Source organism: Candidatus Moraniibacteriota bacterium, from assembly GCA_026396275.1.
GTDB lineage: Bacteria > Patescibacteriota > Minisyncoccia > Moranbacterales > JAPLXC01 > JAPLXC01.
Genome location: JAPLXC010000002.1, coordinates 67,649 through 93,514 on the forward strand (window position 1 = coordinate 67,649; position 25,866 = coordinate 93,514).

The 25,866-nt window shown below is 40.9% G+C and carries 24 protein-coding genes and 14 tRNA genes; 28 read left to right on the forward strand and 10 right to left on the reverse strand.

Annotated features, from left to right (window positions below; genetic code table 11):
• Positions 1-48 precede the first annotated feature (48 nt).
• The 7 genes from tilS (at position 49) to NT136_00445 (ending at position 4,633) form a co-directional block, all read left to right on the forward strand.
• A complete protein-coding gene (gene tilS, locus NT136_00415) occupies positions 49-1,002 on the forward strand; it encodes a tRNA lysidine(34) synthetase TilS (GenBank protein ID MCX6765428.1) in 954 nt (317 codons plus the stop codon).
• Positions 1,003-1,081: 79 nt separating this feature from the next.
• Positions 1,082-2,962: an ATP-dependent zinc metalloprotease FtsH gene (gene ftsH, locus NT136_00420; protein MCX6765429.1), complete on the forward strand. Its 1,881-nt coding sequence runs from the start codon at positions 1,082-1,084 to the stop codon at positions 2,960-2,962.
• 20 nt (positions 2,963-2,982) lie between these two features.
• The gene (locus NT136_00425) at positions 2,983-3,951 is read left to right on the forward strand and encodes a hypothetical protein (GenBank protein MCX6765430.1); all 969 of its coding nucleotides are present in this window, start codon (positions 2,983-2,985) and stop codon (positions 3,949-3,951) included.
• A 188-nt stretch (positions 3,952-4,139) separates the two neighbouring features.
• The gene (locus tag NT136_00430) at positions 4,140-4,400 is read left to right on the forward strand and encodes a GIY-YIG nuclease family protein (protein MCX6765431.1); all 261 of its coding nucleotides are present in this window, start codon (positions 4,140-4,142) and stop codon (positions 4,398-4,400) included.
• A tRNA-Val gene (locus NT136_00435) sits at positions 4,378-4,451 on the forward strand. Before NT136_00430 ends, NT136_00435 begins: the two co-directional genes overlap by 23 nt.
• Positions 4,452-4,454: 3 nt before the next feature.
• A tRNA-Val gene (locus NT136_00440) sits at positions 4,455-4,555 on the forward strand.
• A 14-nt stretch (positions 4,556-4,569) separates the two neighbouring features.
• Positions 4,570-4,633, forward strand: a tRNA-OTHER gene (locus tag NT136_00445).
• A gap of 66 nt (positions 4,634-4,699) precedes the next feature.
• Here the strand turns inward: NT136_00445 and NT136_00450 are convergent.
• The 4 genes from NT136_00450 to NT136_00465 form a co-directional block, all read right to left on the reverse strand.
• Positions 4,700-5,842 carry a hypothetical protein gene (locus NT136_00450; protein ID MCX6765432.1) on the reverse strand — a complete coding sequence of 381 codons (1,143 nt, stop codon included), beginning with the start codon at positions 5,840-5,842 and terminating at the stop codon, positions 4,700-4,702.
• A 14-nt stretch (positions 5,843-5,856) separates the two neighbouring features.
• Entirely contained in the window at positions 5,857-6,870 is a 1,014-nt protein-coding gene (locus NT136_00455; GenBank protein MCX6765433.1) for a hypothetical protein, read from the reverse strand.
• Positions 6,871-6,960: 90 nt separating this feature from the next.
• Positions 6,961-7,494, reverse strand: a complete 534-nt coding sequence (locus tag NT136_00460) for a hypothetical protein (protein ID MCX6765434.1) — start codon at positions 7,492-7,494, stop codon at positions 6,961-6,963.
• Between the two features lie 128 nt (positions 7,495-7,622).
• On the reverse strand, positions 7,623-9,128 hold the full coding sequence (locus tag NT136_00465) for an O-antigen ligase family protein (protein ID MCX6765435.1): 1,506 nt from the start codon (positions 9,126-9,128) through the stop codon (positions 7,623-7,625).
• Positions 9,129-9,252: 124 nt separating this feature from the next.
• On the opposite strand from NT136_00465, the gene NT136_00470 reads away from it, so the two are divergent.
• The 21 genes from NT136_00470 (at position 9,253) to NT136_00570 (ending at position 20,204) form a co-directional block, all read left to right on the forward strand.
• Positions 9,253-10,356 (forward strand): nitronate monooxygenase family protein, encoded by a 1,104-nt coding sequence (locus tag NT136_00470; protein ID MCX6765436.1) that lies wholly within the window; start codon positions 9,253-9,255, stop codon positions 10,354-10,356.
• Between the two features lie 107 nt (positions 10,357-10,463).
• Positions 10,464-10,536: transfer RNA gene (locus NT136_00475), tRNA-Ala, on the forward strand.
• A gap of 10 nt (positions 10,537-10,546) precedes the next feature.
• On the forward strand, positions 10,547-11,089 hold the full coding sequence (locus NT136_00480) for a hypothetical protein (protein MCX6765437.1): 543 nt from the start codon (positions 10,547-10,549) through the stop codon (positions 11,087-11,089).
• Between the two features lie 7 nt (positions 11,090-11,096).
• Positions 11,097-11,171 (forward strand) — tRNA-Arg (locus NT136_00485).
• 9 nt (positions 11,172-11,180) lie between these two features.
• On the forward strand, positions 11,181-12,737 hold the full coding sequence (locus NT136_00490; protein MCX6765438.1) for an HDIG domain-containing protein: 1,557 nt from the start codon (positions 11,181-11,183) through the stop codon (positions 12,735-12,737).
• Positions 12,738-12,775: 38 nt separating this feature from the next.
• Positions 12,776-12,849, forward strand: a tRNA-Pro gene (locus NT136_00495).
• A 39-nt stretch (positions 12,850-12,888) separates the two neighbouring features.
• The gene (locus NT136_00500) at positions 12,889-13,188 is read left to right on the forward strand and encodes a hypothetical protein (GenBank protein ID MCX6765439.1); all 300 of its coding nucleotides are present in this window, start codon (positions 12,889-12,891) and stop codon (positions 13,186-13,188) included.
• 28 nt (positions 13,189-13,216) lie between these two features.
• The gene (locus NT136_00505) at positions 13,217-14,935 is read left to right on the forward strand and encodes a tetratricopeptide repeat protein (protein MCX6765440.1); all 1,719 of its coding nucleotides are present in this window, start codon (positions 13,217-13,219) and stop codon (positions 14,933-14,935) included.
• Positions 14,936-15,021: 86 nt separating this feature from the next.
• Positions 15,022-15,104, forward strand: a tRNA-Leu gene (locus NT136_00510).
• A 163-nt stretch (positions 15,105-15,267) separates the two neighbouring features.
• Positions 15,268-15,660 carry an S-adenosylmethionine decarboxylase gene (locus NT136_00515; protein MCX6765441.1) on the forward strand — a complete coding sequence of 131 codons (393 nt, stop codon included), beginning with the start codon at positions 15,268-15,270 and terminating at the stop codon, positions 15,658-15,660.
• An 8-nt stretch (positions 15,661-15,668) separates the two neighbouring features.
• Positions 15,669-16,634, forward strand: a complete 966-nt coding sequence (locus NT136_00520) for an RluA family pseudouridine synthase (protein ID MCX6765442.1) — start codon at positions 15,669-15,671, stop codon at positions 16,632-16,634.
• 71 nt (positions 16,635-16,705) lie between these two features.
• Entirely contained in the window at positions 16,706-17,149 is a 444-nt protein-coding gene (gene rplS / locus NT136_00525) for a 50S ribosomal protein L19 (protein MCX6765443.1), read from the forward strand.
• A 159-nt stretch (positions 17,150-17,308) separates the two neighbouring features.
• Positions 17,309-17,391: transfer RNA gene (locus tag NT136_00530), tRNA-Leu, on the forward strand.
• A gap of 220 nt (positions 17,392-17,611) precedes the next feature.
• Positions 17,612-17,685 (forward strand) — tRNA-Val (locus tag NT136_00535).
• 81 nt (positions 17,686-17,766) lie between these two features.
• A tRNA-Phe gene (locus NT136_00540) sits at positions 17,767-17,838 on the forward strand.
• Between the two features lie 171 nt (positions 17,839-18,009).
• Positions 18,010-18,082, forward strand: a tRNA-Ile gene (locus NT136_00545).
• Positions 18,083-18,128: 46 nt separating this feature from the next.
• Positions 18,129-18,199: transfer RNA gene (locus NT136_00550), tRNA-Gly, on the forward strand.
• Positions 18,200-18,561: 362 nt separating this feature from the next.
• Positions 18,562-18,632, forward strand: a tRNA-Gly gene (locus tag NT136_00555).
• 354 nt (positions 18,633-18,986) lie between these two features.
• Entirely contained in the window at positions 18,987-19,550 is a 564-nt protein-coding gene (locus NT136_00560) for a 3D domain-containing protein (protein ID MCX6765444.1), read from the forward strand.
• A gap of 256 nt (positions 19,551-19,806) precedes the next feature.
• Positions 19,807-19,894: transfer RNA gene (locus tag NT136_00565), tRNA-Leu, on the forward strand.
• 115 nt (positions 19,895-20,009) lie between these two features.
• On the forward strand, positions 20,010-20,204 hold the full coding sequence (locus NT136_00570) for a hypothetical protein (GenBank protein MCX6765445.1): 195 nt from the start codon (positions 20,010-20,012) through the stop codon (positions 20,202-20,204).
• Here the strand turns inward: NT136_00570 and NT136_00575 are convergent.
• The 6 genes from NT136_00575 to infB all read right to left on the reverse strand — a co-directional run bounded on the left by NT136_00575 (position 20,201) and on the right by infB (position 25,865).
• A complete protein-coding gene (locus NT136_00575; protein MCX6765446.1) occupies positions 20,201-20,854 on the reverse strand; it encodes a uracil-DNA glycosylase in 654 nt (217 codons plus the stop codon). The two genes, NT136_00570 and NT136_00575, sit on opposite strands and share 4 nt — an antisense overlap.
• A gap of 54 nt (positions 20,855-20,908) precedes the next feature.
• Positions 20,909-21,442: a YfcE family phosphodiesterase gene (locus NT136_00580; protein ID MCX6765447.1), complete on the reverse strand. Its 534-nt coding sequence runs from the start codon at positions 21,440-21,442 to the stop codon at positions 20,909-20,911.
• A 44-nt stretch (positions 21,443-21,486) separates the two neighbouring features.
• The gene (locus tag NT136_00585) at positions 21,487-22,311 is read right to left on the reverse strand and encodes a deoxyribonuclease IV (protein MCX6765448.1); all 825 of its coding nucleotides are present in this window, start codon (positions 22,309-22,311) and stop codon (positions 21,487-21,489) included.
• Positions 22,312-22,578: 267 nt separating this feature from the next.
• A complete protein-coding gene (locus NT136_00590; GenBank protein ID MCX6765449.1) occupies positions 22,579-23,538 on the reverse strand; it encodes a bifunctional oligoribonuclease/PAP phosphatase NrnA in 960 nt (319 codons plus the stop codon).
• 101 nt (positions 23,539-23,639) lie between these two features.
• On the reverse strand, positions 23,640-23,972 hold the full coding sequence (locus NT136_00595; GenBank protein MCX6765450.1) for a ribosome-binding factor A: 333 nt from the start codon (positions 23,970-23,972) through the stop codon (positions 23,640-23,642).
• A 117-nt stretch (positions 23,973-24,089) separates the two neighbouring features.
• Entirely contained in the window at positions 24,090-25,865 is a 1,776-nt protein-coding gene (gene infB / locus NT136_00600) for a translation initiation factor IF-2 (GenBank protein ID MCX6765451.1), read from the reverse strand.
• Position 25,866: the final 1 nt, after the last annotated feature.

The following is a 25,866-nucleotide window of genomic DNA, read 5'->3' on the forward strand; positions in this document are numbered from 1 at the left end:
CGATCGCTAGAAATTTAAACTGGAAATCATTTCTTATAACCGAAATTAATGAGCAAGAATCTAATTAAAAAATTCCAAAATATCTCCCATCAATATGATCTTTGGCAAAAAGGATCAAAGATTGTCTTGGGTGTTTCAGGCGGGCCGGATTCGGTGGCGATGTTTGATATTTTTGCGAAGTTAGCGCCGAAATATAATCTTAAATTAATTATTGCCCATGTGAATTATGGTTTGAGGGGGAAAGATAGTGATTTAGACCAGAAATTGGTAGAGAAATATGCTTTGCGGAATGAGTTAAGATTAGTTGTTTATAAGCCGGTTATTAAGGGAAAACACAGTGAAGAAATATTTAGGAATATCCGGTATAACTTCTTTGAGAAAATCCGGAAGGATAATAATTTTGACTTAGTTGCTGTTGGTCATACGCTCGACGATCAGGCGGAAACTTATCTTATGAGAATTATCAGAGGCTCGGGACTGGCGGGATTAGCTTCTATGAAATTTAAGAAAGGCAACATTATCCGCCCGCTTTTAGGAATTACCAAGAAGGAAATTTTAGAATATCTTAAGGGAAATAAGTTAAACTACCGAACCGACAAAACCAACAAAGAAATCCCATTTTTGCGAAATAAAATCAGAAACGAATTAATCCCGCTTCTGGAAAAAAAGTATAATCCCAGTATAAAAGAAACTTTGTATAAATCTTCTCTCAACATTGCCGAGGATTATGATTTGATTTCTCAAATGGCGGAAGGATATTATAAAAAGCATAGAAATTTAAAAATCAGCGAAATCTTGAAACTTCATCCCGCCCTGCAAAAAAGAGTAATTCTGGAAGCTATCAAAAAAGAAAAAAAAAGCTTAAAAGACATAGAAAAAACCCACTTGGACGAAATTATTAAAGTTGCCAAGAGCAATAAAAGTAAATCCCAAATAGTATTACTTAAGGGCTTGAAAATTACTAGAATTGGTGATAAGCTAACCATTAATCGTTTAACTTGAGAATTCCTAATTCGTACATTTCCGCCAAAGAGAATCCATCTTTGGCGAGCGTCACGAAATTTGTAATTCTTATACGAGTGTGAATAAATTACTCAAAAACATTATCTCTATTATTCTTGTCTTCCTTTTTGTTTCGGGACTCTTGATTCTTTATAGCACTCCGGCCCAAAAACCGGCCAATGTCGCTTTGAGCGATCTGGTTAACCAGATCAATGACGGTAAAGTAAAAAGCATTACTGTTGACGGAAGCAAACTGAATATCGAACTTCAGGACGGGACCAAAGAACAAGCTACCAAGGAATCAGAAGCATCGCTCACGGAATCGCTGGCTAACTACGGAGTCGATAAAGAAAAGCTCAAGGGAGTGGAAATAAAAGTGAAGGAGGTCTCTTCATTGGCCTTCTGGGCTGGTGCCATTTTGCCTTTTATCCTCCCTTTTATTCTTATCGGCGCTTTTATCTGGTTTATGATGCGCCAGGCACAAAGGGGAAATACCCAGGCCCTTTCTTTTGGAATGAGCCGAGCGCGGATGATTGATCCCAAAGACAAAAAGAAACGGGTGACCTTTGCTGATGTAGCTGGCGCCCAGGAAGCCAAGGAAGAACTAAAGGAAATCGTTGACTTTCTTAAAAATCCCAAAAGGTTCTTGACCATCGGAGCACGGATTCCTAAAGGCGTGCTGCTTTTAGGACCGCCGGGAACAGGCAAAACCCTAATGGCTAAAGCCGTGGCCGGGGAAGCCGGAGTGCCATTTTTCAATATCAGCGGTTCGGAGTTCGTAGAAATGTTCGTGGGAGTAGGGGCAAGCAGGGTAAGAGATCTTTTCAAGCAAGCCAAGAAAAATGCTCCCTCCATCGTGTTTATCGATGAAATTGACGCGGTAGGAAGACACCGAGGAGCCGGACTGGGCGGAGGCCATGATGAGCGAGAGCAAACGCTCAATCAAATTTTGGTGGAGATGGACGGATTTGAGACCGACACCAGCGTCATCGTTGTGGCGGCCACCAACCGACCGGATGTTCTGGATCCGGCACTCCTGCGGCCTGGGCGTTTTGACCGGCGGGTAATTCTGGACCTTCCCGATATTTCCGAACGAGAGGAAATACTCAAAATCCACACGGCTAATAAAACTCTGGAAAAAGGAGCAAATCTGCGCATTTTAGCCGAGCGCACACCGGGCTTTTCCGGGGCGGATTTATCTAATTTGGTGAATGAAGCGGCCATTCTTTCTGTTCGTCGTGGAAAAAAACAAATCGGAATGGAGGAACTGGCTGAATCAATTGAAAAAGTAATTCTGGGGCCGGAGCGCCGCAGTAGAGTCATCAACAAAAAAGAGAAAGAAATTATCGCCTATCATGAAGCCGGACATGCTTTGGTTGCCTCCAATCTTCCCAATGCTGACCCGGTACAAAAAGTGTCCATAATTTCGCGCGGCCAGGCCGGGGGCTATACTCTCGCAGTTCCGGTAGAAGATAAGCGGCTTTATTCCCGCGCCTACTTTGCCGATGAACTAGCAACCCTTCTGGGAGGATATGTTAGTGAGCAGTTGACTTTCGGGGATGTGACCACCGGAGCGGCCAATGATTTGGAACGGGCAACGCATCTGGCCAGAAACTTAGTAACTCGCTATGGAATGAGTCGGCTGGGACCAAGAACCTTTGGCAAAAAAGAAGAATTGGTGTTTCTCGGAAAAGAACTGGGCGAGGAAAGGGACTACTCCGAATTCACAGCCCAGGAAATCGACAAGGAGGTTTCCCGGCTGATTGATGATGCCCAAAAAACCGCCGACAGAATTATCAAAGAAAAGAAAGATGTTTTGGAAAAAATCGTGAAAGTTCTGCTTGAGAAAGAGACAATTGAGAAGGATGAATTTTCCGAATTAGTTAGCAAAAAGAGTCCTGAAAAAGTTGAAGAAGTAAAAGCACAGCCACCGGAAGGACAAAAAATCAAAATGAATTAGAAAAATTTAAAAGCAGGACCATGAAGAAAATAAACTATCTGGAAATACTTAAAAAGTCCTGGAAAATTACCTGGAGCAACAGGTATCTCTGGTGGTTTGGATTTTTTTTGGCTCTGGGAAAAGGCGGAGTGAATTTTAATCTTCCTTTAAACTGGAACAATCAGGAAAGCAAAAAGGAAGAGGAATTTATCCGTGTTTTTAACGATTTTATGGCTGGATACTGGGAATGGCTGCTGGCGGGCCTGCTTTTTATGATAGTTCTAATGCTCGTGATAGTTGTCTTAAAAATCATCAGCCGGGCGGGACTAATTAAGGGAGCGGCGGAAATTGAAAAAGGGAAAGCATTTAGTTTTAAAGAGGGATTTCTTCAAGGAAAAAAATATTTTTGGAAGATATTCCTTACTGGTTTTCTGATTGCCTTCTTTCTGATCGGGATAATAATCACTCTTTTTTCTCCAGTGGCTTTTCTTATCTATCTTAAGTCCTATATCTTAGCTGTGATTTTAGGATTTCTGGCAGTTCTTCTGATTATCGCGCTGGCAATTTTGGTCTCTTTTATCAAGGAATACGCATATATTTACTTAGTCCTTTCCAATCTTAGCGTTAGGTCTTCACTGGAAAACGCCTACCAGCTTTTTCGCCGCAATATCTGGCCGAGTGTTATTATGATGCTGATTTTCATCCCTATCGGACTCGCGATAGGTATTGCTGCGATGCTTCTTCTTCTGACGCTGGTCTTGGTTTTCCTGATAATCGGACTTGCGGCTTATCTAATTCTGGCTAAAATTGGCGTTATTTTGACCGTTATTCTGGGGTCTTTGGTTTTTCTGGCTCTCGTTTTGCTCCTGCAGTCGATCTTTGAGACCTTCCGCCAGGTCGCCTGGGTGCTGTTTTTCAAAGAAATTGCTTCAGTAAAAGTTGAGGAAGAAGTAACTGAAAAAGAAACAGTAAAAACCGCAGAAAAGGTCTTGGACGCGGGAGAAGCGTGAGATCATGGAACATATAGCATGAAACATGTAACATTAACAGGGAAAGATTTTACAAAACAGGAATTGGTAGATTAGTAAAGAAATTCATATTAAGAGCGATGAAAAGTTTAAGTAAATCGGGCAATTAGCTCAGTTGGTTACCCGCCCGAACGTACCGTCGTTCGGTACGGGCGGGGAGTGCTATATTTATGTATACCGTATACGTGTTACAAGACAAAGAAGGAAAATTTTACAAAGGTGTTACAAATAATATTAAGCGCCGACTCTATGAACATAAACAGGGCAAAACAAAAACTACAAGAAAGATGGACGAGTTAAAAATTGTTTACACAGAAAAATACAAAAACTTTAAAGAAGTGAGAAGAAGAGAAGTTTATTTTAAAACTGCAGCAGGAAGAAGATTTTTAAAGAAAATATTAAATAAAAGGGCGACTAGCTCAGCTGGTTAGAGCGTCACATTGACATTGTGAAGGTCACAGGTTCAAGTCCTGTGTCGCCCACTTAGTTCAGTTGGTTACCCGCCCGAACGTACCGTCGTTCGGTACGGGCGGGGAGCGCTTCGTTGACATCGAAGAGGTCTGCAGTTCGAGTCTGCACAAGCCCACTTGTTTATATATAGGCAATTTTAGAGTGCCCCGATGTAACATCGGGGAGGTCGCTGGTTCGATTCCAGCATTGCCCACTCAAAATAAAAATCGCCACCTTTGGCGATTTTTTGTATTGGCAATTTAGCAATGTAACAAATCAATTAATATCTCGGTTTAAACAACGACCCCGGTCCCTGTTGGTTCATTGTATTTCTAACTTGATTCATCATATTAGCGTCAACGTTGCGAATTTCCCGGTTAATTTGGGTCTGGACCATACCCACCCCGCTGCGGATAGTGGTAGTTATGACTCGATTGATAGTTGACATCACTATTGCCCCTAAAAGTTCAGCCGGATTAGTAGTACCGGCAATAATTTTATTCCCCAAGTCTTGGACGTTGGATTGAATATCTTTTATGGTGCTTCCGGGAGTAATTACCATTCCTCCGGAGGTCCTAGCCAGATATCCCTGATAAGCAATCGCTTGAATTTCCGCTTTTTTTCTTTCCTCCTCCAGTTTTCTTTGGTATTCAGCTTGAGCCATTAAAGAATATCCGAAGGGATTATTGGCGGGGTTAGAGATAAAGGCACTGAAGGCCCGCCAGTTGCCTTGGGCAAACATTTGAGATGGATCAGACGTGTACTCTTGCAAAGTGACCTGTGGAATTCCGCCTCCCATCGTGGCTTGCCTGGCTTGATTCTCGAGATAAGTGAAATAGCTTCCGGTAGCAGAACCGCCCCCTATTCCTCCTCCCGAACCCGTACCGATGCATTCTCCCGCTCCCGTAACTTGATCAAATGAACAATTATTACTACAACATTCACTGGAAGCAGAGCAGCTATCACCTTCATTCTTACACATTGATTGGTTTGATATACACTCATTTCCCTCTGCATCCCAAGTATAATTGGCGGGACAGTAGTTGGATGTTGATGACCTACCGCCGGTAGTAAGTGTGAAAAAGTCGTTAAGATAAAACTCGGTATTTCTCGCGGGGTTAGTATAGAGAAACTGCTGCCAGTCAGTGATAAACATCGCGTTTCCCATTCCGGTTCCCCCAATCAGATTTCCCACTTGGGTATTCATCATCTGAAGAGCTGTCATTTTTAAAGATCCCAAGATTGCCCCTTCAATCTCGCGCTGGATTACCTCCATAGTTTGCTTCAAAACAGCGGCTGCTATATCTTCTCCCCAAACGCCAGCTTGTGCTCGAGGAACATTATTAAAAGCAAAGAAAAAAGAAGCGAGGACTAGGACAAAAACAACAGCTGCTCCTTTTACTTTTTTGTTCGTTGGCTGCATAAGCAGAGAATTTTTTATAATTCAATAGGAATTTCGCTAATCCCGTAATCTTTTAATTTTTGCTGAACATCTCCGGAAAGTTGGCTAACAAATTCCATAAATCCGCCTATCTTAGAAAGAGAAACGATATTGGCCACGGGGTCATCCTGTTCTGGTTTCACTTCTTGTTCCAATTGAGGCGCTAGAAGCGCTAGTTGCAGGCCGCGTTTGTGAATTTCAATAAGATTGGCCGGGACTTCAACCTCCTCGAGTTGTTCCAGGACTTCTGATTCCTTTTTAACCAAGGAGTCAAGATAGGAAAAGTTGCCAGATGAAATAGCAGAAGTAACTTTGGAAGAAAACGCACTAGATGCTTCATTTAGATCGTCTGGTGATTTTATTTCCTCCGGAGAGTTGTTAACGAGAATATAAGAAAGTGCCGTCAGGTATTCAAGAGCGTCTTGACGCTCCTTTTCCAAACGCGCCGATTCAGAAAGCTTTGAATAGTTTTGTTTTTTTATTTTAATTGTGCTTTTATCAATTTCCGGAAGATCTAACTCGTTTGTATTTTGCTGAAGAGCATTATTAATGATAGCGTCAATATTTTCAAGAGTAATTTCCTGATTTTCGGGGGTAAGATTATTCACTGAAGCAGCGATCTGCTGGGAAAGTTCCTCGGTCAAATTTTTTTCCTCATTAGTAGCAGTTATGTTGCCACTTTCTTCATTGCTGTTGCTTTCCAATTGCTTACTGCTTACCGCTTGTTGCTTGCCGCTTATCACTACTTTATCCCCCGGCGCTGGTTTCAAGGGATCATAGCCGCTTTTTACTTCCGTACCGTCGGAATAGCCATCACCGTCAGTGTCGCGATTAAAAGGATCAGTTCCATAGGATTTTTCTTCTTCATCACTTAATCCATCCTGATCAGAGTCCTGAAAAATGTTTTTAGCGCTTCCCGAATTTTCCTGAGCCACGGTAAAAAACGCGAAACTGGCAACGCACAACCCCGCAAATATCAGAAGCGTTATTTTGGTGTGATTTAATTTCACGCCTTTATTATATCACTAGTGAAATTATACAACAAGAAGTTTTAAAAAGAAATGAAAATCCCCGCCTTTTGAATAAGTGCTAGGCGGGGATCATTTTTTGTTGTTGTGTTTTTTGCGGAAGTATATCCCTGTTCCTACTCCAGCAGCGGCAACACCAACGCTCACCGCGATGCCTATCTTCCAAATCCTTTTTTTTCTCTTTCTGGCAACTCTCTTTTCGTACCTTTTTGCCATCCGCGCGCAATACTTCAGGTCCTCATCAGAAAAATCAAAAATTTCTTTGTAGATTTTGACTCTGTCTCGGATAAGAACTTTCATTTTATCCTTCATTTTCGGGTAGCCAGCTGTCCTGATTTCCTCTTCCTCCTTTATGGAACGAATAAATGGCTTAAGGCGCCTCTTATCTACATCTTCGTAAATCTCTGATTGGGGATCTTTTAATCTCTGAAGCACCGGCCATTGCAATTGCTCCTCTATTTTTAGTATCTTGTCATAGGCCTTATTCCAGTCTTCCATGGTAGAAAGAGCTACAATCTGCCGGCTAGAAACAGAGAATCTCACGAGTGTCTTTCGCGGAAGATAAGTTTTTTTAAACATTTCAAGGTGCTCTTCTTCGGAAATCATATTCCCACCTCCTCTGTGCGCAATAATAAGTCAAGTAAGAAAAAAAGCAAGAGTAATTCCTCTAGCTTTTTAAAAGAAGTATGGCTGGCAGGGGGAATTAAATATTACACAATAATTTACATACTCTGTCAAAGCTTATACCTCCTTGCTCCCGCCAGTAACCCAGCTGCCAACCAGAACAAAATCTGCCCCGGCTGGATATCCCAGAGATAATGATCAAAAAGCATAATTACAATAAAAGCAAGAAACAAGACGCTGGCTGTCTGAGATAGTTCTCCGCATAGCGTTCCACGTGGAACACTCTTGAGATGTCGCATTAATTTCCAAATAAACCATACGAATAAGCTCAGTCCGACTAATCCTAGCTCGTTTAATACTAGCAGGAAAACATTATGCACCGGCTGAAATTGCCAAGTTTGGATGCCAGTGAATTCCGGGAAATTGAGAACGAATTGGCCCATTCCGACTCCCAAGAGAGGATGAGAAAGAAATGTTTCACGTGAAACATTGAGAAAGAACAATCTTTCCTCCCAGCTCTGGGTGAAGAAGGAGTTGATGTCCAGTTTTAAGATTAGAAAAACAAGGAAAACAATTGCTAGAAAAATAAACGCTCTTTCAAGCCACTTTCTTGGAATAAGATCGTCTTTTCCCTTATAAATAAGGTAAAAAAGAGCGATAAATAACCCAAGAATGGCTGACTTCGAGAAGGTTAGAATTAATGCCGCTATTTGGATAATAGTGGCTAAAAATAGTGTCATCCCGAGCTTGTCCGCCAAAGGCGGACGAGGCGAGAGATCTAACTTGATTTCACTCCGCTCAGAATGACAAATATCAATTTGTTCCACGCGGAACATTTTTCGGTACAAGAGTGTAAGAATTATAGAAAAAATTAGGAATCCTCCCAAGATATTGGGATGTGGAAATAATCCATAAGCCCGAATGAATTTCTCCCCCCCCAGAATTATTTTGGCTACTCCTGGCAAGTACGGTGATATAATGCTTTCTTTAAGCCAAAATAATCCGACGGAGTGTTGAAGAACAAACTGCAAAATGGCCATGATTGACTGAAATAGAGCTATAATTACTATTATCTTGAAAAAATTAAGGAGAGAGTTGGAGCTATTTTTGTTATTTATAATTGTTCCATGTGGAACAATTCTTAAGGCAATAAAAAAAAAGAGGAAATACATTTCTAGTAACTTAAAGGATCGAAATAAGGCAATGGTCTCATTTTGGGACCAAAAGATTGAGGTGAAAGACCAAATTACCAGTGCCAGAGGGATAAATAGCAATAATTGATTTAAAAATGTTCCACTTGCCCGAAATGTCCCGATATCCTTCGGGGCAGGCGGGCGTGGAACATTTATTTCAAAAGGCGACGGGAGAGTGGAGTTTATTGACAATTTGCCATTTTTGTTGTATAATAGCAAAATTCCCCAACTTACCAAAGTAAAGAAAAGAAAAATATCGCTTAAATAAAGGTAAATTCCGGTATATTCGTTAAATTGGCCGTTAATCGGATAGAAAAGAATCACTTTCCTGACTGAAAGTGTAAGGGTAATTAAGAAACCATAAAAAAACCAGATGTCTGGATTAGTCTTGAATTTAATCCAGATGAAGTTCAATAAATTCATATCACCGTTAATTATACTATATACTGGACGATATTGCCTAAAGGTGTATTATATTAATTAAAAGAAAAAATGTTTGCACGAATGTTTTTGACAGTTATTTAAAAAATAAAAAAGGAGGTGAAAAATGTCATCTATTTTGGCACAAGCACAACCACTTAAAATTGGCGATATAATCGCCAATTTGCCAATAATCCAGGGTGGGATGGGTGTGGGAATTTCCTTGTCTGGTCTGGCATCGGCAGTTGCCAGTGAAGGAGGAATTGGCGTTATTGCTACCCCCGCGATCGGAATGAATGAACCTGATTTTTTCAAAAATTTCCTGGAAGCCAATGTCAGGGCGTTAAGAAAAGAGATTAGAAAAGCCAGAGAATTATCACAAGGAATCCTCGGTGTCAATATCATGGTGGCATTGACTAATTTCGCCGATCTGGTGAGAACCTCCATTGAGGAGGGTATAGATGTTATCTTTTCCGGAGCCGGGTTGCCGCTAAATCTGCCTGAATTTTTGCAGAACACTGCGAAAACAAAGCTGGTACCGATTGTTTCCTCTGGTAGGGCAATTGATATTATCATAAGAAGATGGTCAGAAAGATACAAATATCTTCCCGATGCTGTTGTTGTGGAGGGACCGCTGGCAGGAGGACATCTCGGTTTCAAAGAACAGATGATTAGCAACTCTGAATATTCATTAGAAAAACTTGTCCCGGAAGTGATTCTGGCGATAAAGCCATATGAAAAAAAATATGGCAGGCCTATTCCAGTAATCGCCGCCGGAGGAATCTACACAGGAGAAGATATTTATAGATTTTTCCAGTTGGGAGCTTCGGGTGTGCAGATGGCAACGCGATTTGTCACTACGCATGAATGTGATGCAAATATCAGGTTTAAAGAGGCGTATATAAATGCCAAGGAAAACGATATAACAATTATCAAAAGCCCCGTAGGGATGCCAGGAAGAGCAATTAGAAATAAATTTCTTGATGATGTCAGTGCGGGCAAAAAGAAACCTTTCAGATGCTTTTTCCACTGCCTGAAAACATGCGAATTAGAAAAAAGTCCCTATTGCATTTCCTATGCTCTAATAAGTGCGAAAAAAGGAAACCTTAACCATGGTTTCGCCTTCTGCGGATCAAATGCATGGAAAGCGGAAAAAATTATCTCTGTTAAGGAAACATTTGAGACTCTCAAGGAAGAGTATCGAAATGCTTCCAGCGGAGAAGATTTGTAAGTCGCTTGACCGGGGTGCGCTGTGAGTTCAATAGTGCAACCCGGTTTTTTTATTGACTAACTTTTTTCGCTTGGTATGATATTATGAATTCAGAGAATAAGTTAAAGGGGCCGTTAGCTCAATTGGTAGAGCGCTTCCATGGCATGGAAGAGGCAACCGGTTCGAACCCGGTACGGTCCACTCTTAAAATATGCTTAAAAAAATTTTATTACTTTCCGGCTGGATGACCGATTTAAAATTATACAGAAAATATGATGATCTTACTATCCAAGTAAGTAAATTAAGCAGCGAATCTGAAAAAATCGATTATATAATTGGTCTAAGTTTGGGTGCTCTGATAGCCTTGCGTGAATGGAATAAAAGTGGGAAGCTGATTTTGATTAATCCGCCTCTTCCAAAAAGAAATATTTTCGTATGGCTTGGTAAATGGATTAAATTTATTTTGTCAGAAGGTTTATTTTTAGAGCGCCAGAAGTTTACAAAAAATCCATTCAGGTTTATTACTGAAATTATAAAATGTGTAAAACTGCTCTCTGTGGATTTTTCAAAGGTTTTAGATAATATACCAGAAGACAAGTTAGTTGTGATTAAAGGCAAAAATGATAATTATTTCTGTGATCAGAAAGCCGTAGAATTTATGCGATCAAAAAATATTACGGTTATTGAAGTTGAAAACGCTGGACACAATTGGTGTGAAGAAATTGAAAAAACTGTAAATAAATTAATAAATTAAAACATTAGCCCCCATAGTTCAACGGATAGAACAGTCCCGTCCTAAGGGATAAATGCGTGTTCAATTCATGCTGGGGGCACCAAATAATTCTGTGATTAAAAAAATTCCAAAAGAAGTAATTGAAGTTTTGCGGAAACTTGAAGCCGCAGATTTTGAGGCCTATATCGTAGGCGGGTGCGTGCGGGATTTGATCGTGGAAAAGGAACCGAAAGATTGGGATGTAACGACTAATGCGAAACCAGAAGAAATTTTAAAATCATTTCCGGACAGTTTTTATGAAAATGAATTTGGAACAGTCGGCGTAAAAGTAAAGCCGTTTATTAAGAATGGAAACCCAGATCGCGATCATGATGTTATTGAAGTTACTACATACCGCATTGAATCAAAATATTCCGACAAGCGCCGGCCGGACAAAATCAGGTTTGCCAAGACGCTAAAGGAAGATTTGAGTCGAAGGGACTTTACGATTAACGCGATAGCGTTAAAAATAAAAAATCAAAATGCAAAAATCAAAAATACTGATTATGAAATTATCGATCCCTATGACGGGAAGAGTGATTTAAAAAATAGAACAATCCGCACGGTGGGCGATCCTAATGAGCGGTTTGACGAGGACGCGTTGCGGATGATGCGAGCAGTAAGGTTCCACGCGGAACTGGGCTATAAGATAGAAGAAAAAACCCTAAAAGCGATCAAGAAAAACGCCAAATATCTCAAACACATTACGCTGGAAAGAATTAAAGACGAACTGGCAAGAATTATTTTGTCTGATAGTCCTGCCCGCAATGCTGCGCCCGTCAGAAGCGTTGCATCTGCTACAGGCTGGCATAGCGTTGCAGGCGGGCCTGCTGAGGGAATTGACATGCTTCATCAAACAGGATTATTAAATTATATTATTCCAGAACTTGAAAAAGGCGTGGGGATAAAACAAAATCGCCATCATATCTATACCATATATAAACACAGTATTTTATCCTTAAAACATTGCCCTTCTGCCAAACTTGAAGTGCGATTGGCGGCGCTTCTTCACGATATTTCCAAGCCTCAAACCAAAAGAGGCGAAGGCGAATACGCAACTTTTTATAACCATGATCATGTTGGAGCCAAAGTAGCCGAAAAAATTCTTACACGCCTGCGTTTTTCTAATGAAGTTATTCAAAAAGTAAAACTTCTCGTGGATAATCACATGTTTTACTATAATCCCGATGAGGTCGGAGTAAGCTCTGTTAGAAAATTAATTCAAAAAGTTGGCTTGGAAAACATGAAAGATCTGATTGATCTTAGAATTTCCGACAGATTGGGCTCGGGCGTGCCGAAAGCCAAGCCGTATAAGCTTCGCCACTTGGAATATATGATTGAGAAAGTTTCTCAGGACGCCATTTCAGTGAAAATGTTGAAAATCAACGGCAATGATTTGATGAAAGAATTAAAACTAAAACCCGGACCGAAAATCGGAGCGATTCTTGACGTTTTGCTTTCTGAAGTGATTGAGGACGCTTCTAAAAATAATCGGGATTATTTGCTGTCCCGTGCCAAAGAGCTGGATAAAAAGGACTTGGAAAAGTTAAGAAACATGGCAAAGGTTAAGATCGAAGAGAAAAAAGAAGAGGAAGACAAGGAAATAAAAAATAAGTATTGGGTTAAATAGTCGTGTAAATCGCAAAATTAAAACCTGTAAATAGTCGACGGGGCATAGTATACCGGTAGTACGTACGATTCGGGTTCGTAAAGACTGGGTTCGATTCCCAGTGCCCCGACCAAATGCTTACAAAACAAATTATCCCTTTTACTATTTTAAAGTGAAAATTGAAATTAAAAATATTAGAGGCAATCCCGCGGATCTCTTGCGGCGGGCAGGATATATTTTTCAGAGCCGTAAAGAGGATGAAATGGGCTTCGTCCGTCCATTGTCTTCTTCGGGCTACCCGAGGTTTCATATCTTCACCCGCGTTGTCGGAGGCAATCTGATAATCAATATTCACCTGGACCAGAAAAAAGAAACCTATGGAGAAGCAAAGCGCCATCACGGAGAATATGAGAGCGCGATTATTAAAGAGGAAGCAGAGCGAATTGCTTCGGTATTAAGACCGGTAGAATAAAATTAGAATTTAGCGAGCTTTTAAATAAATGATTAAGTTAATAAATTACATTGAGGGACTCTCTTTTTGGAAAGTAGCCGTTATTCTCGCTACTGTCGGTCTGATACTTTACATTAATACTTTCACCAACCAGCTTTTCTGGGATGATTATGACAGCATTGTCAACAATGCCTATGTCAAAAGCTGGAATTATCTTCCCAACTACTTTTCAGAAAATCTTACCGCCGGATCGGGAATCCGCGACAATTACTGGCGTCCGCTTCTCCTTTTTTCTTTTTCGCTGGATTACAAAATAGGAAAACTTACTCCCCTTTTTTATCATCTTCAGAGTTTATTCTGGCACATTCTCTCCGCTGTTTTGGCGTATTGGCTGATTTTTAAATTGTTTAAAAACAAACTGGCTTCACTTATCGCCGCGCTGATTTTTTTAGCCCATCCTCTGCAGGCGGAGGCAGTTACTTATGTCGCCGGCCGGGCCGATCCGATGCATGCGGCTCTGATGCTGGCGGCATTCTTGTTTTTTTACAAGTATGTTGCCGAAAAAGCAGCTTTCAAGTTTTATTTCTGGTCAATTGTCTTTTTCTCGGCTGCGCTCCTAACTAAAGAACGGGCAATAGTACTGCCGGCTCTTCTGGTTTTGTATTACGTCACTCTTTATCCTGAACCTCTTCTTCAAAATTGGAAGAAAAAAATTATCAACATTTTACCCTACACCGGAATTGCCGTCCTCTATCTTATTTTAAGAATGACAGTTTTGCACTTCGCGGATGTTTTTGATCTGGGACAGCCCAACAATATCGGAGCGCAGAATTGGTACGAAAAATTTCTGGCTTACTGCCAGGGCATAGCAGTGTATGCCGGACTTCTCTTTTGGCCGGCTAAACTTTATATGGAAAAATCAATCAGTATTCCGCCATCTTTTTGGAACTCTTACGTGATATCCGGTTTAATTATTGTAATTAGCTCATTGGCGGGAATAGTTTATTCTTTCAGAAGGAAAAAAATTTTTGCTTTTGGAATGCTTTGGTTTTGGGTCGCTCTTTCTCCCTCTTTTCACATTTATCCCATTCAGGGGCTTCTTTACGAACACTGGCTGTATTTTCCCATGATTGGATTACTGGCCGTATTCGTGTTGCCGCTGGCGACAATGATCCGGTATACTGAATTTAATTCCTTTCGGATATTTCTGGTGGCACTACTTACTGTCGGAATCCTGGCTTTAGGTATTCGAACAATTGTCCGCAACCGCGACTGGAACAATCCGATAAGGTTTTACGAAAAAAATGTTTCGCTGGGCGGATTGTCTGCCCGGGTATACACTAACTTAGGCATGGCTTACGATGGCGCGGGAAGGCACGAAGAGGCAATCGGAACTTATCAAAAAGCCATTGCACTGGACAATCGGCTGTTTCAGCCCTGGTACGACACGGGCAACGCTTATTGGGATATGCAAAAATTGGATGAAGCGCTAGCGGCTTATCAAAAGTCCGTTGAACTCAATCCTTATTTTTTGCCGGCTTATTATAATTTGGCGGGAATTTATGCCGGCTGTAATGATTTCGACAATGCTGCTGGAGTTTTGCAGAAGGCACTAGCGGTTGATTCCAATAAATCAAGGACATATTATAATTTAGGAATTGTTTACTATCAAAAAGGAGATAAGACAGAGGCAAAAAAATATTTTACTGAGGCCTTACGGCTGGAGCCGAGTAATGTTGATTTATTGAATCTGGTTAATGGCTTATAGGCCGATGTGGTGAAACCCGCGCACCAGTCCGCCAGCTGGCGGACTGGTGCGGAGCAAGTTGGCAGATTTAACCCATTATAGCTGGTGGGCGAGTGGTGGAATGGTATACACGTAAGGTTTAGGACCTTATGGGAGTAATCCCTTGTGGGTTCAAATCCCACCTCGCCCACAAAATAAAAGACGCATCCCGCCTAGGCGGGACTCCCGCAAGAAATTGAGAGTTCGAATCCCTGCCCGTTGATTTTTAGCGGGGTCTCCCAAGGCACGAAATAAGCTGGACTAATGCAAAAATTAAGTTATAATAATGAAATCAATATTTAAAAGAAATAAAAATGGCAAACGATCAGGAAATTTTGGAAAAATATGAAAAAGAAAATCCCTGGGGCATGCTTACCAGCATTGATCTTAAAGAATGCAATCCGGAGATTATTCGCAACGCCGAAAAAATTAAGGACTTTGTCGCCAAACTCTGTGATTTAATCGGTATGAAACGCTTCGGAGAAATACAAGTGGTTCATTTCGGTGAGAACCAGCGGGTGGCCGGATTTTCAATGACGCAGCTGATTGAGACATCACTTATTTCCGGTCATTTTGCCAACCAGTCCAACGCGGTGTATCTGGATATTTTCAGCTGCGGGAAATATCCGCCTTACAAATCAGCGGAGTTTTGCAAGGATTTTTTTCAAGCCAAAAGCGCCAAAGTGACTGTTATTTTTCGCCACTAAAAACAGCAATGACTGTAAAATATATTGCCGTCACAAAAGAAAACAGCGGAGAGCGCCTTGATAAATTCCTAAAGCGGGAATTTTTTTCGTATTCTCGGGGAGAAATTATCAGAAATATCAGAGCCGGAAATATTCTGGTGAACAGCAAAAAAGTAAAGTCCAGCTATGTTTTGAAAGAAGGAGACATTATTAAATCAAAAATTAAAAATCAAAAATCAAAATTAATTTCCAATTCAAATATAAAATTCAGCGTTATTTATAAGAATGAAGACATTATTATGATCAATAAGCCAGCAGGGTTGAGTGTCCACCCCGTAAAATCAAATGAAAATGATACTTTAGCAAACGGATTGCTGGCAAAATTTACAGAAATAAAAAATATCCATGATGACTCTAAAAATGCGCATCTGCGCCCCGGAATTATTCACCGGCTAGATAAAGACACTTCGGGCGTAATGGTTATTGCGAGAAATATGAAAGCGTATGAAGGGTTAAAGAAAATTTTTAAAGAGCGTAAAGTCGATAAGAAATATTTAGCAATCGTCCGCGGAATCTTAAAGGATAAAAAAGGAGTTATCAAAAAACCGATTGCTCGAGCAAAAACTTATAGAAAGCAGGTAATTGCCGGAAGGAAAACTAAAACGAAAATTCGCGAAGCTATAACTGAATACAAAGTACTAAAAGAGTTTGATAATTACTCTTTACTGGAAGTTACTCCCAAAACCGGCCGGATGCACCAAATTCGGGTGCATTTGTTTTCCATCGGCCATCCGATTGTGGGAGATAAGTTATATAAATTAAAAAAAGCTAAGCTTTTCCCGGCAAAGCTTAGCTTTAAAATGACTAGGCAACTGCTTCACGCCCAGCAGCTCATCTTTGACTTGGGCGGAAAAAAATATAAATTCAGCGCCAGGCCACCGAAGGATTTTGCGGATTTTCTGGGTTTTCTTGACGAAGGGAAAATAAAAAGCTAGTATGAAAAAACTGGACAAAAAGGCAAAAAACTTTGTTTTTAATTTAAGTAAAAATTAACTATAATTACCATATGGATAAGAAAATAATTGAATTTAATCAAGTTTCCCGTCAAAAGAAGATGCCGGTTCTGCGAGCGGGAGATATTATTAAAGTGCATCGTAAAATAATTGAAGGAGGGAAAGAAAGAGTCCAGGTTTTTGAAGGAATCATTATCTCGGTTAAAGGAAAGCAAAGTTCCTCGCCAATGATAAGGGTGCGCAAAGTTTCAGAAGGCGTGGGAGTAGAATTGATCATTCCTGTCTATTCTCCGCAAGTCAAAAAAATTGAAGTGGTAAGGCAAGCAAAAGTGCGAAGGGCAAAATTGTATTATCTGCGGGAGCGGTCAGCCAAGTCGCTCAGAATGAAATACAAGGAATTGTCAGAGTTTGCAAAGGGCGAGGAAGAAGAGAAGAAACCGGACAATACTGAAAAATCAGAAGCCAAACTTCCTTTAGAGAAGCACAAAGAAAAATAGTTTTTAGCGCCCAAGACGCAAAGCGGCATATTAACTGTTCACTTTACTAAGATTTGCGGATGTGGTGCCTGCCTGCTTGTCTCGCTAAAGCTATGGAGAAGCGGGCGGTCAGGGAACCCGGTATATTTACCCCGCATCAATTTCTGTGTTCTGAAGAAAGGGGACGTGGCGGAATTGGTATACGCGATAGGTTGAGGACCTATGCTCGCAAGAGCGTGAGGGTTCAAGTCCCTCCGTCCCCACACAGGAATTGGTGCGGGGCGCATATGCCCCAGTACTAAGTCCAGGGTGGACTAGTACGGGGTAAACTTGAGGTGCATGTGGGAGTAATCTCCCTAGAGGTTTTTACCCCGTATTTGGAGCGAAGCGACATAGTTCGGGGCAAATCCTCTCATCCGCACTTGAAGGATCCTTAGCTCAGTTGGTAGAGCGCTTCGCTTATTCACCCCGCACCAAAATTAAGGGCAATTAGCTCAGTTGGCTAGAGCGCTTCGTTTACACCGAAGATGTCGTAGGTTCGAGTCCTACATTGCCCACTAGAATTTGGTGCGGGGCAAACCGAAGATGTCGTAGGTTCGAGTCCTACAGGATCCACTAATAATGTTTTTTAAAATTTTGCCAGGCTAGCTCAGTGGTAGAGCGAAGGACTGAAAATCCTTGCGTCCCCAGTTCGATTCTGGGGCCTGGCACAATAGGCAAAATTTAGTATGGGGCAAGCTGAAAACTTATGTCGGCAGTTTTTACCCCGTCGAATGATTGGGGCGATCCTGTCCCCAAGCACAACGCCAAGCATTCCACTATAACTAATATGATTAAGGAATGCTAATTACAGTAATGTTACTACTAAGTATTAGTAGTTAGGGTCCGTAGCTCAGCGGTTAGAGCGGCCGGCTCATAACCGGTTGGTCGCAAGTTCGAATCTTGCCGGACCCACATAAAAAATTCAAAATTTAAAAATCAAAATGCAAAACTTAAGAAAGCGGAATTAGTATAGTGGTAGTACGCCACCTTGCCAAGGTGATGGCGCCGGTTCGATTCCGGTATTCCGCTCAATTTTAGGTTCGCTGCAGCACCGCTGAAGGGTGCTAAGCGCCCGGCATTCTTTAGCAGTACCGGGCGATTCCGCTCACTCGCTCTAAAAGAAAAATTCCTCAAATGGTGAGGAATTTTTCTTTTTGTGTTAAAATGAGTCAAAACGTAACTTAGTGCGGTTAAACCTTTAATTGCGACCGTAGTACAGTGGCAGTATACGACCTTCCCAAGGTTGAGACGTGGGTTCCCTGCCTGCCATTGCTCCAAATGCGGATGTAGTATAGTGGTAGTGCCCCAGTACTAAACTTGCCTTACGACAAATTAATACGGGGCAGGCATAACCTTCCCAAGCCCCGCACTAAATCTGCACCGCACTTTGTGCGAGAATAGTATAGTGGCATTACACTTGCTTCCCAAGCAAGAAACGCGGGTTCAATTCCCGTTTCTCGCTCCGTTATTTGTGCAGATTTTAGTGCGGGGCAAGGTTGAAGCGTGGGTTCGATTCCCATCATCCGCTCAGGCATTTGGCAGGCGGGGATTCTCATATCCCGCTCAAAGATTCTCTGAAAAATTGGCTTATTTCAACCCCGAATATTTTCCTAGAATAAGCCAAATTTAGACCAAAATCCCTTATTTAAGGGATTTTTTGGTTTTCCAAGCTTGACTTTCTGCCTGCAATCTGCTAGCATGGTAGGTTGGCATAATATGCCTTTTTTGTTTGGGCTATTTGCCAGCCCCCTAAACCACAGAAGGTTCAGGGCAGGGCAGTTTCTGAAAAACGTGCCTTAACAATTAATGATAGCTTATGGAACTTATTAGTATAATCGCCACTCTGCCGATTGCTGGCGGGCTGACTTTCGGAACGCCAACCATAGTAGAGGAACCAATCAATACTAATACAAAAATAGAATTTGTGGTTGAGAAAAATATACAACTTAATAACGGTTTTGTTGAAAGCAAAAATAATATTCCATATAACTCCGAGAGCTATAAACCAGTGAAAGGCGAAGAAGAAATTAAAAGAGAAGAAAAACTTTCCAAGTGGGAAGAAAAGCAAGCTCATCTGAAAAGCAATCTTCCTAAAGAAAAATTTACTGGAAACTTCTCGGCTTATACTGCCGCCGCTGACGAGTGTGGAAAATCGGACGGGATTACCGCGAGCGGCCTTAAGGTTAAAGGAAAAAGAACCCTTGCCTGTCCTCCGCAGTATCCTTTCGGAACAAAAGTTAAAATTGAAGGATACGGAACTTATGTCTGCGAAGATCGCGGGGGAGCGATCAAGAGTAACCATTTTGACATTTATATGGAAACTAAATCTCAAGCTTTCGCTTTTGGAAGAAGGCATCTCGAAGCGGAAGTGGTGGATTAATCCATCCAAATGTCATTCCGGGCTTGACCCGGAATCTAGAAAATTGGATTCCCGCCTTCGCGGGAATGACATACTAACAAGCAAAAACACCCAAGGATTTTCCGAGGGTGTTTTTGTATTACCTTGTTAATTTTGGCTTGTTGGTATAAATTTGTTATAAGGTCCGGTGGCCGAGAAGTTAGGCAGAGGTCTGCAAAACCTCTTACAGCAGTGCAAATCTGCTCCGGACCTCAAAATTATAGTATGGTTTGTCCAAGCCCGGGTGATGGAATCGGCAGACATGAGGGACTTAAAATCCCTTGGATGAATAATCCGTGCGAGTTCGAGTCTCGCCCCGGGCACCAAAATTATGACCAATTATACAATAATCTCGAAATTCAGAAATAAAGAACAGGTAGAATATCTCACTCGAAAATTAAAAGAAAAAGGTAATACTTGTTATACACTTTTAAAAGAGACATGAAAGGACTAGAGGATTGTGAAAAAGTTATTATGCTTCTTCCGGGCGGAAACTCCGCACATATTGAAGCTGGCATTGCTTATGGAATAGGCAAACCGCTTATATTGATAGGCGAACCAGAAAAACCAGATACTTTGTATCTGATATTTAAAGAGAGATATAAAACGATAGAGAAATTTTTGAAGAGTATTTAAAACAATCTTTCCTGCTTATCTTCTTCTGGCTCTATTTTCATATTTTCAACCGCCGGATTTTCTTCCGGTTTCTTTGCCATTTCCAGAACTTTAGGAATTTTTTTGAAGTCCTCGATTAACACGCTTCGCATTCCGCCGTTATAGAGCGCAGCGGCGGGGTGGTAGAGGGCATAAAAGACCCATGTGCCAATCTCAGGGATATTTCTTCGTAGCGCTTTTCCGTGAATCTGGGAAATTTTTTGATTGGGCAAGAATCTTTCCATCGCGTGTTTTCCTAGAAGCACAATTAATTTCGGATCAATTATTTTAATTTGTTCCACAAGCCACGACCAGCAGGCCTCCACTTCTTCCGGAAGGGGATCGCGGTTTCCCGGCGGGCGACACTTGATTATATTAGCAATATAAGTATCCTCCCTTTTTATATCTATTGTCTCTAATAGTTCATCCAGAAATTTGCCGGCTGCTCCGACAAATGGTCTTCCCAACTCATCTTCCCTTTGTCCTGGTCCTTCACCGATAAACATAATTTCGGCTTCAGCGTTTCCCTCGCCGGGAACAACCACCCGGCAGGTTTCACGTAAAATACACTGGTTGCATTTCATCATGCGGTCATTGAGTTCGTTTAGTTGTTCTTGTTTCCTTTTTGTCATCCTGAACTTGTTTCAGGATCTAATTAGATTCCGGATCAGGTCCGGAATGACAATCTAATTTAGATCGTGAATGCGAATTAATTCAAATTTATCATTGTCAGTATTCCACACTGCAAACGTCGGTGGGTATATTTCTCCAGCCACGTTTCCAGGATTGAGCATTTTGCAATTGTTTATAATTTCTTCCCACGGTTTGTGAGTATGTCCGTAAAAAACAAAATCATACTTGCCAGTTTGGCAAAGCTCTTTGGCAGTTTCGGTGTAATGAGTAAAAGCAATTTTTCTTGCCCCGTGACCGCCTGGTTTTATGGGGTTATTTTCAATTTCTATTTCGCCATAATCTTTAAAAATCCAGGTATTTTTATACTTCTTGTCGAAGTCATAATTTTTAAGCTGCCCATCATCCATATTCCCGAAGCAATAATAAATTTCTCCCGAAAAATTATCATTCAAAAAATCTAGCGTTTCCATTGAAGCCAAATCCCCGCAGCAGATTATTTTTTTAATATTGTTATCCCTGCAATAATTCAAAACTTTTTCAAGGTTAGTTATGTTGTTGTGAATGTCGGAAATAATGGCAATTTTCATGAAATTCTCTACTAATTACGAATTTGTACGAATATACTAATTTTTTATTTATCTCTTAATGTTTTCAAAATCTTTATGTCTTCTTCCACTCCCGGCCATTCGGTTTCACAGAGCATATCCATGCTATTTTTCTTGGCGAAAGAAACTATATTTTTAAATGCTTCCAAGCCAATTTTGCCTTTTCCAATATGTTCATGACGGTCTTTTTGGGATCCGCAGTCCGATTGGCTATCGTTGGCGTGGATTAATTTAATATTTTTCATCCCCAGTTCTTTGTCTATTCTTTTGAGAGTGTTTTCAAAATCAGTCCAATCATATCCTGATGCAAAGGAGTGTTGAGTATCCAAGCATATACCTGCGATAGTAACACTATTTACGCCCTTAATAATTTCTGCCAGTTCTTGTAAATTATCTCCGATAATTTCTCCTGCTCCAGCGCTGTTTTCTAAAAGTAATTTTGTATTTCCGTCATAACCTTCCAAAGATTTCTTTAACATCTCAATAGTTTTTTTGATTGCTTCTTTTTGTCCTAGCTCTTTGGCGGTGCCAATATGAGTCATTACGAATTTAGCGCCCAGCATATTTCCTCTTTCCAATTCGTCGCGAATAGTTTTAACGGAACCATAACGGATGCGATTATTGAGTGAAGCTAAGTTAATGTAATAAGGAGTATGTATATAAACTTCCTTAATTTTGAATTTTAATTTTTGAATTTTAAATTGTTCACAAATTTCATTTGTGAGTATTGGCGCTTTTCCTCCCTGTGGCGGGCGAGTAAAAATCTGAATAACTTCGCAACCCAAATTATGCCCGTTTTTTGGTGCGTTTTGGATTCCTCCTGCTACTGAAACATGAGCGCCAATGTTCATAAATATTCCCCCGCGAATCTACAAATTTTGCTACAAATCTACAGATACTATGATTGTATTATACATTATTTCTGATTTATTCGTACGTTCGTACAGTTTAGTAATTCGCAGAGATTACACTATTTCCCATCCGTTTTCCGCCCCAGCACCATTTTTCAATAAAGTTATTTCTTAATAATAAGTTTATTGGACAAAACGGCTTCGCCTTTGATTTTTCATAATTGATAATCTGTGCTGAAAATGGTGCGGGGTAAATCTCCACAATTTTTAAATAATTTCCCAGCCCTTGTCGGTTTCTACTATGCGACCCTTCACTTCAAATCCGCTGGCTAAGATATGCCCACCTCCCCCAAAATGCCGGGCAATAGCAGAAACATCCACTCCTTTATAATCCTCCGAGCGCAAGCTCCCTTTGATTACTCCACTCTCGCGTTCAGAAAGTATAAGAGAGAATTTTGTTCCAGGCACGGTGTTAAGAATAGACGCTAACTGGGCGATATCATCTGTGGAGGCATTACATCCCTCAATATCTTCTTTGGTAAGAGCGGTAATTATCATCCCGTTTTTAGGGTTGATTTTAGCTTTTTCAAAAGCCCTCCCCCATAGTTTGAGAGTGGAAATTTTCTTGTTGGCTAGTGCGGCATCAATAATTTTGGATAAAGAAATTCCCTTTCTCATCAGGGAAGAAGCAATTTCCATCACTCGGGCTGTCGTATTGGAATGCTGGAAGTTTCCCGTGTCGGATAAGATTCCCAGCATTAGGGAGGCGGCAATGTTTTTGCTTATTTGCTCATTGGTGAATTCAAGATAATCGTAAACTATTTCACATACCGAAGAATAAGAAGAATCAATAATATTAATATCTCCTTTGAGAGTAATGTCGGGATGGTGGTCGAGAAGAACTATAACTTGGTTTGGAAGAAGTTGATTTTTGATTTTATCGAACCCTCTTTCCACGCTGTCTGCAGCGATAACCGTTTCGTAGGATTTAAGATCGAGATGGTCCGGATATTCAAATTGTGAAGGAAAGGCAGATCCCAAAAGAGGAGGAAGCGGGTCAAAACAGGCAATGTCAGCCAGCTTCCTTTTGTCTTTTAAATATTCTTTTAACGCCAGGACAGATCCCACTGTGTCTCCATCAGGCCCGGAGTGGGCAACTAATAGAATTTTGTTGGATTTTTTAATGACGTAACGCAAGGCATTAAATTCACGGGCGAATTTGTGCATAAAATTACAGAATTTGGAATTCAGTATTTAGAATCAAGAATGGGAATTACGAATTATGAATCAAGAATATTATTTATTCAAAATTCTAAATTAAAAATTCACTATTCTAATTCTATAAGTATTTTTTCCACCTCGTCGGCTTTTGATTCGGTTTTGTCGAGTTGGAATTCAATCCGTGGAAGCGGTTTTGTGGAAAGCTTTTTATTAAGAACGCCCTGAAGGCGGTACATTTCTTTTTTAAGCGTTTCCATAACATAATTAGCTTCGCGCTCGGGGAAAATACTCACGAATATCCGAGTATAGCGGAGATCAGGAGTAGTGTCAACTTTAGCCACAGTGACAAAGACCCCGGGCTTGAGGTCAAGTTCCCGGGTTATAATTTCAGCCACCTGGCGCTTAATTAGTTTGTTTATTTTTTCAAGGCGATGAGACATAAAATTAAATCCAAATTTCAAAATCCAAATTTCAAATGAATTTAAAAATCCAAATTTTTAAAATTTTTTCATTTGAGTTTGATTTGAAATTTAAACTTTGGATTTTGATTTTTTCGGTTAAAGCGTTCTTCTCTTCTCCTCTTCCTTATACACAATCAAAGCATCTCCCTCTTTAATCTTCACGTCTCCTTCAAAAGTGATTCCGCATTCATTGCCCTGACTGACTTCATCAGTGTTCGCTTTATTTTGCTGAAGATTAGCTAATTTTCCTCTTCCAATTATTTCGCCGTCTCTTTTTACTTCAATCAGGGAGCCCTTTATTAATTTCCCTTCAGTTACTCTTCCTCCCACGATCATGTCGCGCTTGCCGGTTTTAAAAATTGCTAAAACATTTAACCTTCCTAAGTCCTCCCGGATAACTTCCGGCGGAAGCATATCAGCCATTTTGTTTTTTACGTCCTGAACAAGCTCATAAATAATTTTGAAGGACTTAATCTCCGTGCCGCTGGTTTCGGCCAGGCGCTTTGCCACTGGAGTGGCTTCTACGTTAAAACCATAAATTATAGCACTGGCGCTTTCAGCTAATTTTACGTCCGATTCAGTAATATTTCCCACGCCAGTACCAATATATTCAATTGACAGTTCTTCTGATTTAATTGCTTTCAAAATTTGTTCAACGGCTTCAAGCGACCCTTGGACATCGGCCTTAATAACCAGGTTGAGTTTTTTTATTCCGGCTTCTTCCCTTTCTTGTTTTAATTTGGCTTTATCGCTTATCAATTTTCCGGCCAATTCCTTTGATTTAAGCCGCGCTGCTGATTTCCCGCTCATTACCTGAAGAATATCGTTGGTCTGGGGCGTGGAATTTAGCCCCATGATCATAACTGGAGTTGACGGTCCGGCGCTCATAATGTTTCTTCCGATATAGTCCTCCATTTTTCTTATTCGTCCAAAACTTCCTCCAGCCACAACGTCCTGACCGATTTTAAGCGTTCCTGTTTTAATCAGGACTATTGCAACGGGACCCTTTTGTGGGTCAAGATGAGCTTCAAGGACAACAGCTAGGCCATCACGCTTTGAATCAGCTTTAAAATCCTCAACTTCAGCCAGGAGAATAATTTTTTCCAGAAGTTCGTCAATGCCAATATTTTTCTTGGCGCTGATTTCAGCACTCATAATCTCCCCGCTCCACTCTTCAAGAAGAATTCCATTGTCAGCCAATTCCTGCTTCACTTTCGCAATATTAGCTCCTGGTTTATCAATTTTGTTAACAGCGACAATTGTTGGAATCTTTTTTTCTTTCAGGTATTCAATGACTTCTTTGGTTTGAGGGCGGACTCCGTCGTCAGCGGCCACCACCAGGACGGCGATATCCGCGATGCTAACGCCGCGCTCCCGCATGGCAGAGAATGCTTCATGCCCGGGAGTATCAACAAAAGTGATGGTAATCCCCTTTTTCTTTACTTGGTAAGCGCTGATATGCTGGGTAATTCCTCCGGCTTCACCGGCCACCACGTTAGTTTTTCGGATTGTATCAAGCAGAGTCGTTTTTCCGTGATCCACATGTCCTAATATGGTAACCACCGGCGGGCGCGGCTGGAGATTTTTTCCCGATTCTTTTTCTTTGCGACAGATTTCAACCAGTTTTTCAAGAGTGATTACATCGGCGGCGGAGGACTCCAGGTCTTCTTCGGTTTTAAACCCCAGATCCTGGGCAATAATACTGGCTGTTTCAAAGTCAATTTCCTCATTGATGGTCGCCAGTATTTTGTTTTTCAAAAGTTCCATAATAATCCGGGAAACAGGGAATCCCAGCAACTCGCTAAAGCGCTTGACTGTAACCGATGACGGAATTCTTACCGTCTTTTCAGTTGTTGATTTTTGAATTTCCATA

Coding starts and splice junctions, on each gene's coding strand:
- tilS (MCX6765428.1), top strand. CDS start 49: ATGAGCAAGAATCTAATTAAAAAATTCCAAAATATCTCCCATCAATAT.
- NT136_00560 (MCX6765444.1), top strand. CDS start 18,987: ATGGAACTTATTAGTATAATCGCCACTCTGCCGATTGCTGGCGGGCTG.
- NT136_00580 (MCX6765447.1), bottom strand. CDS start 21,442: ATGAAAATTGCCATTATTTCCGACATTCACAACAACATAACTAACCTT.
- NT136_00570 (MCX6765445.1), top strand. CDS start 20,010: ATGAAAGGACTAGAGGATTGTGAAAAAGTTATTATGCTTCTTCCGGGC.
- NT136_00575 (MCX6765446.1), bottom strand. CDS start 20,854: ATGACAAAAAGGAAACAAGAACAACTAAACGAACTCAATGACCGCATG.
- NT136_00430 (MCX6765431.1), top strand. CDS start 4,140: ATGTATACCGTATACGTGTTACAAGACAAAGAAGGAAAATTTTACAAA.
- NT136_00480 (MCX6765437.1), top strand. CDS start 10,547: ATGCTTAAAAAAATTTTATTACTTTCCGGCTGGATGACCGATTTAAAA.
- NT136_00460 (MCX6765434.1), bottom strand. CDS start 7,494: ATGATTTCCGAAGAAGAGCACCTTGAAATGTTTAAAAAAACTTATCTT.
- NT136_00425 (MCX6765430.1), top strand. CDS start 2,983: ATGAAGAAAATAAACTATCTGGAAATACTTAAAAAGTCCTGGAAAATT.
- NT136_00590 (MCX6765449.1), bottom strand. CDS start 23,538: ATGCACAAATTCGCCCGTGAATTTAATGCCTTGCGTTACGTCATTAAA.
- NT136_00585 (MCX6765448.1), bottom strand. CDS start 22,311: ATGAACATTGGCGCTCATGTTTCAGTAGCAGGAGGAATCCAAAACGCA.
- NT136_00505 (MCX6765440.1), top strand. CDS start 13,217: ATGATTAAGTTAATAAATTACATTGAGGGACTCTCTTTTTGGAAAGTA.
- NT136_00515 (MCX6765441.1), top strand. CDS start 15,268: ATGGCAAACGATCAGGAAATTTTGGAAAAATATGAAAAAGAAAATCCC.
- rplS (MCX6765443.1), top strand. CDS start 16,706: ATGGATAAGAAAATAATTGAATTTAATCAAGTTTCCCGTCAAAAGAAG.
- NT136_00450 (MCX6765432.1), bottom strand. CDS start 5,842: ATGCAGCCAACGAACAAAAAAGTAAAAGGAGCAGCTGTTGTTTTTGTC.
- infB (MCX6765451.1), bottom strand. CDS start 25,865: ATGGAAATTCAAAAATCAACAACTGAAAAGACGGTAAGAATTCCGTCA.
- NT136_00465 (MCX6765435.1), bottom strand. CDS start 9,128: ATGAATTTATTGAACTTCATCTGGATTAAATTCAAGACTAATCCAGAC.
- NT136_00520 (MCX6765442.1), top strand. CDS start 15,669: ATGACTGTAAAATATATTGCCGTCACAAAAGAAAACAGCGGAGAGCGC.
- NT136_00470 (MCX6765436.1), top strand. CDS start 9,253: ATGTCATCTATTTTGGCACAAGCACAACCACTTAAAATTGGCGATATA.
- NT136_00595 (MCX6765450.1), bottom strand. CDS start 23,972: ATGTCTCATCGCCTTGAAAAAATAAACAAACTAATTAAGCGCCAGGTG.